The sequence below is a fragment of the Pseudomonas sp. B21-015 genome (assembly GCF_024749285.1).
Taxonomy (GTDB): Bacteria; Pseudomonadota; Gammaproteobacteria; order Pseudomonadales; family Pseudomonadaceae; genus Aquipseudomonas.
In genome coordinates, this window is the sequence record NZ_CP087196.1 from 2,205,656 (window position 1) to 2,222,506 (window position 16,851).

The 16,851-nt window shown below is 62.9% G+C and carries 9 protein-coding genes; 1 reads left to right on the forward strand and 8 read right to left on the reverse strand.

Going from position 1 to position 16,851, the window contains the following annotated elements; genetic code table 11:
* Positions 1–127: 127 nt before the first annotated feature.
* The 5 genes from LOY38_RS10080 to pvdM all read right to left on the reverse strand — a co-directional run bounded on the left by LOY38_RS10080 (position 128) and on the right by pvdM (position 9,926).
* The gene (locus LOY38_RS10080) at positions 128–4,303 is read right to left on the reverse strand and encodes a non-ribosomal peptide synthetase (protein ID WP_258700692.1); all 4,176 of its coding nucleotides are present in this window, start codon (positions 4,301–4,303) and stop codon (positions 128–130) included.
* A gap of 136 nt (positions 4,304–4,439) precedes the next feature.
* Entirely contained in the window at positions 4,440–6,098 is a 1,659-nt protein-coding gene (locus LOY38_RS10085; RefSeq protein WP_258699893.1) for a cyclic peptide export ABC transporter, read from the reverse strand.
* A 131-nt stretch (positions 6,099–6,229) separates the two neighbouring features.
* Positions 6,230–7,117 carry a formylglycine-generating enzyme family protein gene (locus LOY38_RS10090; protein ID WP_258699894.1) on the reverse strand — a complete coding sequence of 296 codons (888 nt, stop codon included), beginning with the start codon at positions 7,115–7,117 and terminating at the stop codon, positions 6,230–6,232.
* A 161-nt stretch (positions 7,118–7,278) separates the two neighbouring features.
* Entirely contained in the window at positions 7,279–8,559 is a 1,281-nt protein-coding gene (locus LOY38_RS10100) for an aminotransferase class V-fold PLP-dependent enzyme (RefSeq protein ID WP_258699895.1), read from the reverse strand.
* On the reverse strand, positions 8,556–9,926 hold the full coding sequence (gene pvdM, locus LOY38_RS10105; RefSeq protein ID WP_258699896.1) for a pyoverdine-tailoring dipeptidase-like protein PvdM: 1,371 nt from the start codon (positions 9,924–9,926) through the stop codon (positions 8,556–8,558). The genes LOY38_RS10100 and pvdM overlap by 4 nt, the downstream gene beginning before the upstream one ends.
* A gap of 327 nt (positions 9,927–10,253) precedes the next feature.
* Between pvdM and LOY38_RS10110 the strand changes: the two genes are divergently transcribed.
* Positions 10,254–11,882: a PvdJ/PvdD/PvdP-like protein gene (locus LOY38_RS10110; RefSeq protein WP_258699897.1), complete on the forward strand. Its 1,629-nt coding sequence runs from the start codon at positions 10,254–10,256 to the stop codon at positions 11,880–11,882.
* A gap of 187 nt (positions 11,883–12,069) precedes the next feature.
* Here the strand turns inward: LOY38_RS10110 and LOY38_RS10115 are convergent, their stop codons facing one another.
* From LOY38_RS10115 to LOY38_RS10125, 3 genes are read right to left on the reverse strand one after another with little or no spacing between them, the layout of a single operon-like run.
* Positions 12,070–13,464: an efflux transporter outer membrane subunit gene (locus LOY38_RS10115; protein ID WP_258699898.1), complete on the reverse strand. Its 1,395-nt coding sequence runs from the start codon at positions 13,462–13,464 to the stop codon at positions 12,070–12,072.
* 7 nt (positions 13,465–13,471) lie between these two features.
* Positions 13,472–15,445: a MacB family efflux pump subunit gene (locus LOY38_RS10120; protein WP_258699899.1), complete on the reverse strand. Its 1,974-nt coding sequence runs from the start codon at positions 15,443–15,445 to the stop codon at positions 13,472–13,474.
* Positions 15,446–16,618 carry an efflux RND transporter periplasmic adaptor subunit gene (locus LOY38_RS10125; RefSeq protein ID WP_258699900.1) on the reverse strand — a complete coding sequence of 391 codons (1,173 nt, stop codon included), beginning with the start codon at positions 16,616–16,618 and terminating at the stop codon, positions 15,446–15,448.
* Between the last annotated feature and the right edge of the window lie 233 nt (positions 16,619–16,851).

Consider the following 16,851-nt stretch of genomic DNA (forward strand, 5'->3'; position numbering starts at 1 on the left):
TCAGGGGCGCGGGCTAATGCTTGTAGCAGCTGCCGAGTCCGCGAGGCTGCGATCTTTTTATCGATTACCTGAAGTACAAACAAAAACGCAGAAGCCATGGCTTCTGCGTTTTTTTGCCGTCGCCCGGTCAGCTACATGACTCACCCTGGCAGCCGAGGAACACTTCGGTAAACGACTCGAGTAGCGACTCGGCGTAGATCATGCTGCGGTGTGGCAGCGGTGAGTGGATTGAGGTGTGCAATTGGCCTGTCACGTTGTGGGCCCTGAGCAGTTGTTCCGAATGCAGCACTTGCTCCAGGGTTTTATGCGACAGCGACCACCAGCAACTGGCCTGGACCTTGAGCAGCGGCAGCGAGAACTCTTCGAACGCCGCCACCAGACGCTCATGTATCGCATAGGCTTGGGCGTTCATGATCTCCTGCTTGATACCTTCCAGGGTCGCGATCATTTCCTGTTCCCCGGTCGCCGTCTGTGCGCTGGCCCAGCGATAGAAGGCCTTGAGGTCGGCCGTCGGGTTCCGGGCGATGAAGTTCGCCGCCGCCGGTTCCAGATGCGCGAACATCAGGTTGAATACTTCGAGGGCCGCCAGCAGTTCGTTTTCCGCGCTGAGGTGGTTCGGGTTGTCTTCTTCCAGAGGCTTGCGCGGCAGATCCGCGGGCAAGTCATGTTCGGGCAATGTGGTGTCGACGAGGCCGAGGAAGGTCACTTCCTTGGCCTGGCGTTCCAGGTGAGCGGCGACGTCCATGGCGATCGCGCCACCCAATGACCAGCCCATCAATCGATAGGGACCGTGGGGCTGTTTTTCGACGATCTGTGCGCTGTAGTCGGCAATCATCTCGGCCCAGGTCTGTGGGTTCGAGTCTTTGTCGGCGAAGCCCTTGTGCATCACGCCGAAGGTCCGGGCATGGGCGCTGAGTTTTTTCGCCAGCGGCTGATAGCAGAACACGATACCGCCGCTGGGGTGCAGGCAGAACAGTGGCGGTGCCGACGCGGTCGAGGCATTGAGTTCGACCACGCACTGCGCATTCTGCTGATGTTCCAGGGCGATGAATCTGGCCAGCGCCTGGACATTGGGGTGAGCCAGCATTTGTTGCAGCGCCAGTTTGATGCCCAGGCGCGTGTTAAGGGTCGAGATGAATTGAATGGCCAGAATCGAGTGACCGCCCAGTTCGAAGAAATTGTCGTCCAGGCTGACACGGTCGACCTGCAACGCTTCTTGCCAAAGTTCGGCGAGCGCTTTTTCCAGCGGCGTGTCGGGCGCAATGAAGGGCCGCTGTGTCTGGCTGAGGTCGGGCAGCGGCAGGGCCTTGCGGTCCAGCTTGCCGTTGGGACTCAACGGCATGGCGGCCAGTATCAACAGATGACTGGGCACCATGTAGTCCGGCAGATTGACCTTGAGTTCAGTCTTGAGGGTTTCGCGCAGGTCGAGGTGTTGCTGCTCGTTCAGCGAGTCGCTTTGCGCCACGACATAGCCGGTCAACTGCAAACCCGCCGCGCCTTCCCGGGCAACCACCAACGCCTCACGGACCTGGGGCGATTGCAGCAGGCATGACTCGATTTCCCCGAGTTCGATGCGGAAACCGCGAATCTTCACCTGGTGATCCAACCGGCCTGCATACTCGATCACGCCGTCGGCGCGGTAGCGCGCCAGATCGCCGGTGCGATAGAGACGGCCGCCGCCCTGAGCATCGAACGGGTCGGGGATGAAGCGCTCGGCCGTGAGCTCAGGTCGCTTGAAGTAACCCCGTGCGAGCAGGTCGCCGGCAATCACCAGTTCACCCACGACGCCCACCGGCACCGGCTGGCCGCCGGCATCGAGCAGGTAAATCGCACGTCCGGCCAGAGGTTGGCCGATCGGCATGCTTTTAGGCAGGGCGATATGCCCCGTCACGTAGTCGCTGCAATCGAGCACCGTGGCGCTGACCGTCGTTTCCGTCGGCCCGTAGGTGTTCAGCAGCCGCACGTGCCCGAGCCCGGCCTTGCCCCAGGCCGCCACGCCCTCCGGTGGCATGGCTTCGCCACCGACGATCACTTGCCGCAATGCACCGTAGTCGCGCTGACCGGCTGCGGCGAAGTCCTTGGCCAGCATGTTCCAGTAGGTGGTGGTGAGGTCGCTGACGCTGAACTGTTTGTCGAGCAGTTCGCGGTACCAGGTTGCACTGTCCCAGATATCCGGCCCGCGCAGCACCACCGAGGCGCCGCAGATCAACGCCGGGTAAAGCTGCTCGACGAAGGCATCGAAGTTGAACGTGGCGAACTGCAGGGAACGGTCCTGTGCGGTCAGGCCAAGAAACGCCAGTGCCACCTGGGCGTGACGGGTCAACGCCGCCTGGGTGATGCCGACCCCTTTGGGGCGACCGGTGGAGCCGGACGTGAACATCACATAGGCGAGGTTCTTGCCAGTAGTGCGGCAAGGCGGGTTGGGGGCGGGCAGCGTCCCCCGGACATCGATGTCGTCGACGCACAGTCGCTGGACGCCAGGCAACGACGGCAGCCGATCAAGCAGCGAACGCTGGCTCAGCAACACACTCAGGCCACTGTCTTCAATCATCCAGGCCAGGCGTTCCCGCGGGTAGTCGGGGTCCAGCGGTACATAAGCGCCGCCGGCCTTGAGCACCGCCAGCAGGCTGATGATCATCTGCGCCGAACGCTCCACGGCAATGCCCACCAGCACTTCCGGTCCGACACCCTGTGCAATCAAGGAGTGGGCCAGGCCGTTGGCGGCGGCGTTGAGCTGGGCGTAGCTGAGCTGAAGATCGTCGCAGATCAGCGCCACCGCGTGCGGTGTGGCCAGCGCCTGGCGTTCGAACAATTGATGCACGCCTTCCTCGGGTTGGGCCGACACGGGCGGGTTCCACTGCTGCAACTGCACTTGTCGCTCATCCTCGCCCAGCAACGGCAGTTCGCCGAGCGCGCGATCAGGATCATCGACCAGTGCCTGTAGCAGATTCTGCCAGTGCCCGGCCAGACGCTCGATGGTCTCGGGGGTGTAGAGGTCGCGGCTGTATTCCAGGCTCGCCGCCAGGCCGTGTGGCGAGTACGCGACGTCCAGCGACAAATCGAACTTGGCCTGACCCGACCCCGCGTCAAGAAACTCCAACACCAGTCCGTCCAGATCGATGTGCGCAGGCTCCGCGCTGTCGGCCCGCCAGTTGAACAGCACCTGGAACAGCGGATTGGCTTGTGCGCTGGCCTGCAATTGCAGGGCATCGAAACTCAACTCCAGCGGGTAATCCGCATGGTCCAGCGCCGCCAGGGATTCGCGGCGCAGGCGCTGCAGGAAATCGCTGGCGGACAGCAACGGATCGAGGCGTACGCGGTACACCTGACTGCTGACAAAGAAGCCGACCAGCGCTTGGGTTTCGCTGCGATTGCGCGTGGCATTCGGCACGCCGACGGTAAAGTCCTGCTGACCGCTGTAGCGGCTCAACAACAGTTGCCAGGCCCCGAGCGCGACCACGAACGGCGTCAGGCCCTGTTGTTGGCAGAAGCGGTTCAGGGCAGCCGAAAGTGACCCCGGCAGTTCGAACTCATGCTTGCCGGCCGGATGGCGGTGTTGCGCGCTGCGGGGGAAATCCACCGGCATATCCAGGGTCGGCAACGGAGTGCCCAGGTAGTTTTGCCAGTAGTCGGCGCTGTTGGCGCAGGTCGCGCCATGCAGGTAGTCACCGCGTTGCCAGGCGGCGTAGTCGGCGTATTGAATCGCCGGACGTGGCAGCGGCGGGGCGTCTGCGTCGCTGGCCTGGGCGAAGGCACGGTTCAGGTCCTGCATCAGGATCGCGTTGGACCAGGCATCGGAGACGATGTGGTGCATGTTCATCAGCAACAGCTGTTCTTCGGTGCCGACCTTGAGCAAGGTCGCGCGCATCAGCGGCGCCTGGCGCAGGTCGAACGGCGTGCCCGCCTGGGACTCGATGCGCAGCGCTATCCGCCGGGCGCGGTCTTCGTCGGCCAGTGCGGTCAGGTCTTCCTGGCCGAGCACCAACTTCGCCTGATCATCGACCACCTGCATGGCCACGCCGTCGATCTCGCGGAACGCCGTGCGCAGGATGTCGTGGCGGTCAAGCACCCGGTTCAGCGCAATTTCCAGACGCTGAGCCTGCAGCGTGCCGGTGATGCGCATCACTCGCGGCAGGTTGTAAGCGGCACTCTGCGGTGACAGTTGCTGTACAAACCACAACCGTTGCTGGGCAAAGGAGAGTGGCGCCGGGGTTTGCCGTGCGCGGGCGGCGATGCCTTGGGGTTGATCACCGGCATCGGCCAGCAGCAGCGCCAGTACATCATCATCGATCATGTCGTTCATCGGTCTCTCTTCGTCGGCGGCCGCCTGGGCGCTGACGGCTTGGCCGGACGTTGCGCCCACACGGGTAAACATTCAGTGGGTAACGGCCGGAACGAGGGCGCTCCGGCGGATTGACAGGCGTTGGCAGAGAGCGTGATCAGACCGCCGCCAACGACGGCTTCTGCGCGACGACCCGTCCGCCCTCCATCCGCACCAATTGGTCGGCGACATCGAAGTAACGGTCGTCGTGGGAAATGACGATGATGGTCTTGCCCAGGTATTTGAGTTCCGGCAACAGCTCGGTGTAGAAGATGCGCCGGAAGGCCGGGTCCTGGTCGGCCGCCCACTCGTCGAACACCAGCACCGGGCGTTCTTCCAGCCAGGCGTTCAACAGGGCCAGGCGTTTGCGCTGGCCGGTGGACAGGTCGGTGGTGCTGAAGGCGCCATCGCGGATGCTGACCTTGTGCGAGATTTCCAGGCGTTCCAGGTAACGGTTGGCGTCTTCGGGAACGTTCTGTTCGCCTTGCACCAATTCGTCGAACAGGTAGTAGTCGGCGAAAATCGTGGTGAACAACTGGCGATAGTCGTCGCGGTCATGCGCCAGGACCGGCTTACCGTTAAGGATGATTTCCCCGCCCTGCGGCGCATACAGCCCCAGCAACAACTTGATCAGCGTGGTCTTGCCGCCGCCATTCTCGCCGACGATGAACACGATCTCGCCCTGGACGATGGACAGGTTGACCGGCCCGAGGGCGAAGGGCTTGCTGCCGTCCACCGCCGGGAAGGCGAAATGCACGTCGCGCAATTCAAGGTGTTCGACCACCGGTTTCGGCGCGTCTTTGTCACTGAGCAGCAGGTGCGGTTCCGGTGAAGAAAACTGCTCCGCCAGATCGGCGATGCGCTTGAACGCAATGTTGGCGCGGCTGACCACCGGCAGGGTGGTGACCAGGTATTCCATCGGGCCCTTCATGTACAGCAGCACCAGCACGAACCCGCTGAGCACCGCTTTATCAGTGCCCAGCCACAGCGATTGCAGAGCCAGCGCCAGGCCGATCACCACGAAAAACAGCATCGAGCCAAGGGTCTTGGCTACCACGAAGGTGTTGACCGCGCGGATGTGCGTGTTGCAGATGAAATCAGCGGTGCCTTCGATGCGTTGGCTGAACATGCGTTGGCGGCGTGGACGATGGATGCGCAGTTCCTTGGCGCCGGCGGCAATCGCGCTGTAGTGCTTTTGCAGTTCGTCCTCGGCCTCGCGAGCCGCCTGGAAACCCTTGATGCCCTTGGCCCGGGCCACGTATTGCAGCGCGGTGCCGATCACCAGGGCCACCAGCAGCAAGGCAAACATCGGCAACGACAGGTAGGCCAGGTAGCTCAGGCACCCGAGGGTGACGGTGAACGCAATGGCCAGCGGCGCGAAGGAAAAGGCGAAATCACTGACGGTGTCGACGTCATGGGTCAGCACCGGAATCAGCCGATAACTGCGGAAGCGCTCGATCTGTTCGATCGGTGCCAACAGGACTTTTTCCCCCAGGGATTTACGCAGCCCGGCAATGATGTGCTGCCCGACATGGTTGGTGCCAATGTCCGACAGGATCGACGTCAGCAACGCCACCGCGCACAGGCCGATAAACGTTGCCAACACCCGGGTTGACGGGGTGCCGGCGGCGTTCAGCGCGTCATTGATGGTCGCCAGTAACGCGGTGATGCTGAGGCCACCGAGCATGCCGAGCATGATCGACACCACAACGATGACCCGGAAAGGCCTGAGCAGGCCGAGGACTTCACTGAAGGCTCCGCGGGATTTTGAGGTCATGGAAGTTTCCGCTTCAAGTGCCGCTAAAGGGCAAAGGTTCAAGAGTTTGGCTGCTTAAAAGACGAAACCCGTGGGCGGCGATTTAGCCGCGCACGGGTTTGTTGCAGGTCATGCGACAGGAGGTGGGAGCCTCAAAGATCTCGCGCGACGCGAAAACCGATCCAGTCGCCACGGGTGTCGGGGTAGGTGGCATTACGGTTGCCCGAACGCGAGAACACCGGTGCTTCACCCCAGTCATTGCCGCGAATGCGCCGGGCTGTGCATTCGCCGGTCAACCACGCACTGCCATCGCTCGGTGCACCGACGTAGTTCTCGTTGTAGCAATCGGCGGTCCACTCATAGACGTTGCCGTGCATGTCGTACACACCGAAGGCGTTGGCCGGGAAGCTGCCCGCCGGTGAGGTGAAGTTGTAGCCATCGGCGGCGCCGTAGGTGTTGGCGTGTCTGGCGATGCTGTATTCCTTGCCTTCATCGAACGGGAAGGGGAACGGGCCGCTGCTGCCCGCGCGGGCGGCATACTCACGCAGCGATTCGCTGACCAATCGATAGTGTTTGCCGGTCTTCTTCGAGAGCCAGGCCACGTAGGCATTGACCTCGGGGAAGTCCATGCACACCGCCGGATGCCTGGCCGTGCGCTCATAGCGCGGCACGCCGGCCTTGCACTCGCGGCCCGGCCGGGTGTCGCCGTCGGGCATGACGTAACCGCTGTCGCGCAGGTAGGCGTCCCACTCGCCGGCCAGCACCTGAAAGCGGCTGATGGCCAGCGGTTTGGTAAAGGTCACCGGGTGCAACGGACCTTCGTCGGGTTCGCGCCCCACTTCATTGTCCGGGGTGCCCATGGTGAAGGTTCCGGTGGGCAGCACGACCATCTCCGGGCAGTCCTTGCAGTCCTTGAACACCTTTCCGGGCGGGGCGGGTGCGGCGGCCTGAGCGGCGCCCGGCAGCAGGCCGGCAACCACGGCGGCGAAGGCCAGTGCGGGGAGCGTCTTCAGGGAAAAGCTACGCAGCTCACTGTTCATCATTGCTCTCGATAAAAAGTTGAAAGGAAGGGCGCGAAACCTGTGGGAGCGAGCCTGCTCGCGAATGCGATGTGTCATTTAACGAAGATGTTGACTGACTGGGCGCCTTCGCGAGCAGGCTCGCTCCCACATGGATCGCGCTATTCATCATGGGGCTGGGATCAGAGCTGTTTGCCGAGCAACGCGATGAAGCGGTCGACTTCAGCTTCGGTGTTGAGCAGCCCCGGCGCCGTGCGGATCACCGGACCCACGTCGCGCTCCACGGCATCGGCGATCACGCGGTTTTGCATCAACCAGGCGGCGATCTTGTCGCTGTCCTGACCCTTGACCCGAAAGAAGCTGAAACCGGACGACAGTTCGGGGCTCAGGGGCGTGACCAGTTCGATCTGCGGGTGCGCTTGCAGGCGTTTTTTCATATAGCTGTTCAGGGCATGGATACGCGCCTGAACATCGGCCTTGCCCAATTGCAAATGCAGCTTGAAGGCTTCGTTCAGCGCCCAGCGGTGCTCGAACGAGTGGTAGCCGCCCGGCGTCATGGTGGTGGAGAACGCCGTGGCTTCGGAGAAGGTCGGAATGATCGGCGTGACGTATTTGACCTCCTCGCTGCGGCTGCACACGATGCCCGTGCCACGGGGGCCGAACATCCATTTGTGGGTGCCGGCGATGAAGAAGTCGCAGTTCATGGCCGGAAAACTCAGGTCCTCGACACCAAAACCGTGCACGCCGTCGACCAGGTAAATAATGCGGTCCTGCTCGGCGCGGTGGCGGTTGTGCTTGTCCACCAGCGCGCCGATTTGCGCGATCGGTAGTTTCACGCCGCTGCCAGAGTGCACCCAGGTCATGCCCAGTACGCGGGTTTCGGGGTTGATGTTCTGGTCGATCGCGGCAAGGATCTGCGCTTTGGAGGCCGTCTGCGGGTCCTTGAACAACCTGATCTTGCGCACCCGGGTGCCGTCCCGTTGGGTGCGCAGATCGAGGATGGTGTGGGTCGCGTAATGCTCGTGGGCCGTGGTGAGGATTTCCTGATCCGGGCGCACATGAACGCCACCGTAAATCATCGCCAGGCCTTCGGTGGTGCTGCCGGTCAAGGCGATCTGTTTGGCATTGGCTTGCAGGTAACGACCGGCCCAGACGCGCACCTCTTCTTCGCGCGGCTCGATCACACCCAGGTCCCAGTCCATCGCCAGCCCGGGGTTTTTGTCGAGGGCGGCACGGTGCATCTCGATCGCTTCACGTACCGGTTTGGGGTGCGAGGTGATCAGGAAATTGGAGAAATGCAGGTAGTCCGGATCCTGGTCGAACAGCTGCCGCAGCTGCGCCCATTTGTCCCCAGGCTGCGAGGGCTGTGGCGTGGCGCTGGCGACGTTGTCCAGGCCGGCCGTCAAGGGCAGGCCGGCGGCGAGGATCCCGGCCTGTTTCAGAAAGGTGCGACGATCGCTCATGGTTTGCTCGTGCCTTGTTGTGAAATCAGCGCCGGCTTGGCGGCTTTCTGCACCTGATCCCAGACCCGCAGGAAGTTGCCGCCCCAGAGCTTGGCGATGTCCGCCTCGGAGTAGCCACGGGAGATCAGTTCCGCCGTGACATTGCGAATGTCACCGACGTTTTCCCAGCCTTTGACGCCGCCCCCTTCGTTGAAGTCGGAGCTGATGCCGACATGGTCGATGCCGATTTTTCGCACTGTGTAATCGATGGCGTCACCGAGGTCCTTGAGGCTGGCTTTGGGTTCTTCTTCAAGAATCGCGTAGAGACGGCTGGCGTACTGGCCGAATTTTTTCTCCGGCCAGGCCGCGATGACCGGATCGCCCGGCATCAATGCCACGGCGAGGTTCGGCAGGGGCGGCAGGTCGAACTCTTTGCGCAATTCGTTGAGTTTGTCCTGGGTGGTCTGGGTCAGCGGGCGCAGGTATTGGGAGAAACCGACCACTTGCACCACGCCGCCGCTGTTCTTGATCAGCTGCATTTCCTTGTCGCTGAGATTGCGCGGGATATCGACCATTGCCCGTGGCGCCGAGTGCGAAGCGACCATGGGTGTACGGCTCAATTGCGCGACTTGTTCCAGGGCCTTGGTCGACATTTGCGACACGTCGATGATCACGCCCAGGTCGTTCAAGCGATGCACCGCTTGCTTGCCCAGGTCGGAGAGGCCGTCGAGGGCGTCTGGCGAATCGTTGAAAAACGGTAGGGGGCGCGAAGAGTCGGCCCAGTCGTTATTGCCGATGTAGCTGAAGCCGAACATGCGCATGCCGCGTGCCGTCCACAGGTCCAGCAGGTTCAGGTCATGGCCCAGCGGGTAGGCATTGAGCATGCTGATGAAAATCGCGAACTTGCCTTCACCGTGCAAGCGACGGAAATCATCGGGGGTGTAGGCGATGGCGACCTGGTTGGGGAAGTCGCGGACCATGCCGGAAATAATCTTGTAGCGGATCTCTTGCTGGTTGCGTGCCTCTTCGACGAAACCGGCGGTGGGCCTGTGCGGCGCGTTGGCGCCATTCCACAGTTCCGGCCAGCCGAAAATCGTCAGGGCCGCGCCAGACAGCTGTCCACGGTTGGCCTTGACCAGGTCGAACTGGCCCTTGCCGTCCTTGTCGGCTTCGTTGCCCTGGGTGCCGAAGTTCTGCATCAGGCTGATGTGGCTGTCGAAGGAGAGCATGCGCTCGTGCAACTCGTCGGCCTGTTTCATGACCTTGATCGGGTAGCCGGGGTTGTCCTTGAACCCGTAATACCAGACCGCCAAGCCTGCGCCGGCGCTGATCGCCAAGGCCAGCGGCAGGCCGATGTAAAGAGCCTTTTTCGAACGTGGTTTTGTCATTGCCATCTCTGTCAGGTTCGCCGCCCCGGTGCAGGCGCAGGGGCCTTTGCTATCTGGGAGGAACGAGTGGCTGGCAGAAAAAATTAGGAGACAGCGAGATACCTTGTGGCGAGGGAGCTTGCTCCCGTTGGACTGCGAAGCAGTCCTGAAACCTGCAACCTCGTTCTGCCAGGCACACCGCATGCGCCGGATTTACGTCTGCTTCGCAGCCGAGCGGGAGCAAGCTCCCTCGCCACAGGGGATTGTGTTTGGCACGCTTAAATTTCCCCGCGCAACAAACGTTCTAGCTTGGATAAAGCCTGCTTCATGGCTGACACAGGTAGGGCAATGACGATTTCTCGACGATGGTTCATGGCAGGCCTGGCGCTGACGGGCGCTGCCGTGCCTGCGGCTTATTATGGGCATCGCGAATGGACGAAACCCGACCCCACGATCACCCCTGGCGAAGCGACGGTCGACCTGGCGGACACTGCGGGTCAGCAGTTGGCCAACTCGCTGCGAGGGATCTGGGATATCCGCTTTGAAGGATCCCGGGCAGGCCTCGACGGTTTACCGCAGAGCGGGCTGGAGCTGTTTATCGACATCGCCCAGCGTGGCCGTGGCCTGCGTGGCTGCCTCGATACCGCGCAGCAGTTACGCAGCGAAGCCGAACCACGTTACCGGGTGATCGGCGATCTGGTGTCGCCTGACGCCAGCCAGTTGTACTGGCGCCTGGTCGACACACAATCGGCCAACGGCGCGCCGGCCTATGAGCTGGCGGTCATGCTCGATGAGGTCTGGGCTGATTTCGGCAATGCCGGCAGTGGCACGCTCAGCGGGCGGATTCTGCGTCTGGATCACCCGCTCGGTTTGCCGGAACTGGACAATCGATTTGTCGCGCGCAAACGACTGTTTCCCGAAGCCCGGGAGCGGGTCGGTCTGAATCCGCCGTTGCTGGCGTGGCTGATTTCCGCCGAACACCGCTTGTTCCACCAGCTCTGGCACGCCACGCGGGACAAATGGCACAAACTCTCCGAAGCCCAGCGCGGTGCCTTGCGGGGTATCGGCTGGCAGCCGGGCCCGCGAGGCAATGAGCGCGATGCCCGGGGGCCGCGCAAGGACCGTAATGGTTCGGGGGTCGACTTTTTCTTCATGCACCGGCACATGCTCGGCACGGCGCGTTCGATGCAGGACCTGCCGTCCTGGTCGAGCTTTCCGATGCCGCAGCCGGAGCTTGAACGCGACCGTCAGGGCTTCGCCCGCTATTTCGACAATCACGATGGCACGGCGCTGCCGCCCACCTGGCTGGCCGCCGAAGACACCGAGTACACCCGGTGGGTCAGCGACATCAAGACCGCCGAGACCTACCACAGCAATTTTCAGGTCTGGGAGTCCCGTTATCGCGACCCGCGTTATCTGTCGAAGATGACCCTGGGGCAGTTCGGTTCAGAGGTCGAGCTGGGCCTGCACGACTGGCTGCACATGCGCTGGGCCTCGGTGCCGCGCGATCCGTCCAACGGTCAGCCGGTGCCTTTCGCCCGGGATCCGGCGGACTTTTCCGCGCGTTGGTATGCGCCGGAAAACGACTTCCTCGGTGACCCGTTTTCATCCCACGTGAACCCTGTGTTCTGGCACTTTCACGGTTGGATCGACGATCGTCTGGAAGACTGGTTCCGCGCCCACGAACGTTTCCATCCGGGGGAGGTCAGTCGGCTTGAGGTCAATGGCGTGCGCTGGTTCGCGCCGGGGCGCTGGGTTGAAGTCGATGATCCGTGGCTTGGTCCGAGCACCCACGGTTGCAGCACCACGCCGGGATTGCAGGTCGGCAAGTCGGTGGAAATGGACCCGGAAACCATGAAGCTGGCGCTGCGCATCACCTTCGGCACTGATGAAAAGAAACTGGCGGATTTGTTCCGGCGGGTGCCGCAACGGCCGTGGTATGCGCGGAATCTGAAGGTCAAGCCGCTGAGGTCGTAAGCCAGGCACTTGTGGCGAGGGAGCTTGCTCCCGCTGGGCCGCGAAGCGGCCCTAAAATCTGAAATCACATAGTGTCAGGCACACCGAATGCACAGGTTTTACGACTGCTGCGCAATCGAACGGGAGCAAGCTCCCTCGCCACAAAGATATTGTTCGGATCGAGGTTTTGGGTGACAGATAACCTCGATCAAAGCAGCTGCCACCCCCCACCCAGCGCCTTGTACAACGCAATGCTCGCCTGCAACCGCGACAACCGCAGCTGCACATTCGAATCCTGCGCCGCGTACAGCGTGCGCTGGGTTTCCAGCACCGTCAGCAAATCCTCGGCCCCGGCCTGATAGCGGCTTTGCGCAATGTTGAACGCGGTCTGTGCCTGGTTCAGCTCTTCGCGTTGCCACTCCCGCTGCTCATCCAGGCCGCGAATGCTGTTGAGGGCTTTTTCGACGTCGGCAAACCCATTGATGATCGCGCCCCGATAGGTTTCCAGCAGTTCTTGTTGACGGGCCGTGGCCTTGTCGCGCTCGGCGCCGAGGCGGCCGTTGTTGAAGATCGGCGCGACCAGCCCGGCGGTGAGGTTGTAGAAAGGGCTGCGCAGAATATCGTTGGCGGTGTTGGCGCCCGAGCCGATGCTGGCGCTCAGGGTCACGGCGGGCAGCATGGCGGCGCGAGCGACCGTGACGTTGGCCTGGGCGGCGGCCAGTTGCGCTTCGGCGCGGGCGATGTCCGGGCGGCGGCTGAGCAGTTCGCTGGGCAGCCCGGCACCGATGGCGGGCCACTGCAGTTGATCGAAGGACTCCTGGCCAGGCGGCAGTTGCTGGACCGGCCGGCCAAGCAGGGCGGCGAGGCTGATCCGTACCTCTTCGGCTTGCTGACGAATCAGCGGCAGTTGCCGTTGTTGCGCCGCCACCAGGCTTTTCTGTTGCGCCAGTTCCAGTGCGGTGGCCGAGCCTGAGTCGAAACGGGTCTGCACCAGTTTCAAAACGTTCTGTGCATTGGCCAGGTTCAGTTCGGCAATGCGACTTTGTTCACCCAGCGACAAGGCTTGCGCGTAGCTGTTGGCCACCCCGCTGAGCAAGGTCAATTCAACCGTGGCCTGATCGAACTCGCTGGCTCGCAGCCCATAGTGCGCGCTGTCCCGGGACGCGCGTTTGCCGCCCCAGAAGTCGAGTTCGTAACTGGCGCTGAAGTTGGCGTCAAAGTAGTCCACGGCTTTGTTGCTGCTATTGGCATCGAGTTGGCTGTAGCCGTTGCCGCGCAGCAGTTTCTGCCGGTTGGCGTTCATGCCGGCCTTGACCTCCGGCAGCTGCGAGCCGCCGGCAATCACCGTGTCGGCCTGGGCCTGGCGCACGCGAGCGATGGCGGCGGCCAGGTCATAGCTGCCGACGCGGGCCTGTTCGATCAAGCGATCAAGCTGCGGGCTGCCAAACTGCCTCCACCATTGCCGGCTCGTCCGGGAAGCACTTTCGCGGTGCGGCGATTGCCAGGCCAGCGGGGGTTGAATGCCGCTGTCCGGGCGCGGGGCAGGGTGGCCACACGCGCCGAGTAACAGGCAAAGGGTCAACAGGCTCAGTTGCGGTTTCATAGATCGATCATTCACTGGTAAGGGCCGTGACCGGGTCGAGCCGGGCAGCTTTGCGGGCCGGCATGAAGCCGAAGACAACGCCGGTGATCAGTGCGCAGGCGAAGGCGCCGATGACGGCCGCCAGGGAAAAGGCGACCGCGACTTCGCTGAGCACCAATACCCCGCCGACGATCAGCGCCAGGGCGATGCCGGCGATTCCGCCGACCACCGAGAGCATCACCGCTTCAGTGAGGAACTGGCGCAGGATATCGCGCTGACGGGCACCGGTGGCCATACGGATACCGATCTCCCGGGTCCGTTCGCGCACGGTCATGAGCATGATGTTCATCACGCCGATCCCGCCCACCAGCAGCGAAATCGCCGCAATCGAACCGAGCATCAGCGACAGGGTATTCTGCGTGCGCGCCTCGGCTTGAATCATCGCGGCATTGTTGGTGAGTTCGAAATCGTGTTTGCCGTTGTGCAGGCGCAGCATCAACTGTTCGATGGCCTTTTCGGTCTCTTTGACCTTGCGCGCATCGGCCGCGGCAATGGCCACGTATTCGGGGTTGTGGGTGCCGAACAGCCGGACACTGGCGGCCGAGTAGGGCACGGCGATCCGGTTGTCGCTGTCGGAGTCGCCGGAACTGGCGCCTTTTTCAGCGAGCACACCGACGACCTGAAAGGGCACGTTTTCGATCAGGATGTATTGGCCGATGGGGTTGGCGACATCCTTGAGCAATTTACTGCGCACCTTGTGGCCGATCACCGCGACCGCGGCCGCGTTGCGTTCATCGGCCTCGGTGAAGTAGCTGCCCTCGACCACTGGCCAGTTGAAAATCGCCGGGAAATGAGTGTCGTTGCCGCCGACGTAGCTCAGGTGGTCGAGGTTGCCGAAACGTACCCCGGCTTCCGCTCCGTTGACCGGCATGATCCGCATGACCTGCGGCAGGCTGGCCAGCGCCGCGACGTCATCGAGGGTCACGATGCCCGGCGGGGTACGCGGGTTGGGGGCGGAGCCACTGAGGTAAATGATGTTCGAGCCGAAGGCGCCCATCTGCGCCATGACCTGACGCTTGCTGCCTTCACCGACGGCCAGCATCACCACCACCGAGGCCACGCCAATGATGATCCCCAGCAGTGTCAGGGCGGTGCGGAAGCGGTTGATCCACATCACCCGCCAGGCCGCGTGTACGGCATCCACCAGTTCACCTTTCCAGGCACCGGTGGCCTCGCTGCCTTCGCTCAGCCGCTTGCGCAAATCCACCGCTTGCAGCGCACCGGGATTGGCCGAGGTCTGGGCGGCAGGGTTGTCGCGGGCGCTGTCGCTGATGATCAGGCCATCGCGAATTTCGATCACGCGTTTGGCCCGGGCCGCGACGTCGCGGTCGTGGGTGATGAGGATCACCACATGGCCTTGGCTCGCCAGTTCGTCGAGCAGTGCCATGACCTCGGCGCCGCTGTGGCTGTCGAGGGCGCCGGTGGGTTCGTCGGCGAGAATGATGTGGCCGCCGTTCATCAAGGCGCGAGCGATGGACACCCGTTGCTGCTGCCCGCCGGAGAGCTGGTGCGGACGGTTGCCGGTGCGCTCGGCCAGGCCCAGGCGGTCGAGCAGGGCGGCGGCGCGGGCGTGGCGCTCGGTCGCTGGGGTGCCAGCGTAGATCGCTGGCATCTCGACGTTTTCCTGGGCCGAGCCGGAGGGAATCAGGTGGTAACCCTGAAACACGAAACCGAACGCCTCGCGGCGCAGCCAGGCCAGTTCATCGCTGTCGAGTCGGGCGACGTTTTCGCCGGCGAACAGATACTCGCCGGACGTTGGCCGGTCGAGGCAACCGAGGATGTTCATCAGCGTTGACTTGCCGGAGCCGGAAGCGCCGACGATCGCCACAAACTCCCCGGCGTGGATCGACAGGTCGATGCCGCGCAAGACGTGGACGTGCGGCGCGTCACCGCCACCATAGGATTTACGAATGTCCTGCAGGTCGATCAGGGGCGTTTGCATTCAGCCTCCGCTGCCGTCGACGGGGCCGATCAACAGGTGATCGCCTTCGTCCAGTCCGTCGAGGATCTGCACCTTCAGGCGATCGCTGATGCCGGTGCGCACCGTCCGTTGTTCGATGGCACCGTTTTGGGCGACCACCCGAGTCGTTTGACGGTCTGCCTGCGGGCCGCCCTGCAACGCCGCGACCGGCGCGGTCAGGACGTTTTTGGCCTGGTGGGAGACGAAGAACACTTGGGTGGTCATTTCCGCCATCAGCGCGTTGTCGGTGTTGTCGACGTCCAGCAGCACCGTATACAGCACCACGCGACCGGTGCCGCTTTTATTGGAACTGGCCGGGCTGCCGCCGCCCTGGCTGGCCTGGTCCAGCGGTTTGGGTGGTATCGGCAAGATCTGCCGTACCGTGCTGCTCCAGCGCCGGTTGCCGCCGCTGAGTGTGGTGAACCAGGCGGTCATGCCGGGTTTGACGTGACCGATATCAGCCTCCGAGACCTCGGCCCAGACCGTCATGGGCGACAGTTTGGCGATGCGCAGGATCAGCGGCGTTTGTTGCTGGGCGTTGAGGGTCTGGCCTTCCCGGGCATCGAGGGCGACGACCGTTCCGCTCATCGGTGCGTAAATGCGCGTATAGCCGAGTTCGGCCTGATCGCTGCGCAGGTTGGCCTGGGCCTGGCGGATCTGCGCCTCGAACATGTCGATGCGGGCCTGGGTGGTGCGCAGTTCGGCCTGGGCCGTTTGCACATCTTCGTCCCGTGTGGCGCCGCCGGCGGCGAGGTGCTGTTGGCGTTGATATTTCTGCCGGGCCAGGTCGTGTTGTGCCCGTTGCTCCTGAAGCTGTGCCTTGAGGTTGTCGATGGAAAAGCGTCCGGCGTCGAGTTTGGCCTGTTGGGTGGAGGGGTCTATTTCCACCAGCAACTGGCCTTCCTTGACCACGTCACCGACCTCCACATGGATCTTGTGAATCTGCCCCGAGGCCTGGGCACCGACATCGACATAACGTCGCGGTTGCAGGGTCCCCAACGCCGTGACGCTGCTTTCAATGTCGCCGCGAGCGACCTGGACCGTGGCGAACCGATCACGGCCGGGAGGCAGAAACTGCCAGGCCGCGACGGCGATAACGGGGATCAGACAAAGGGCTACAAGCAGGGCGCGTCGGGTGTGACGGGGACGTTTCATGCAGGGTTCCGGCCAATAGGATTCGGCCCGTCGCTCAGCCGATAGGCAACATCTGCCGACAGCTGGACGCTGTCGGAGGGCCGACAGACACGGGGAGCTGTCCTGTAAACGATGGAGGAGGCGCGGAATTTAAGCGTGGACGCATAGCGTGACAGGCAAGGGTTACAGGTATAGGACAGCACTATTTATCAGGCAAATGGAAACAGCGCTTTAAATCTATATGAGAATTACTA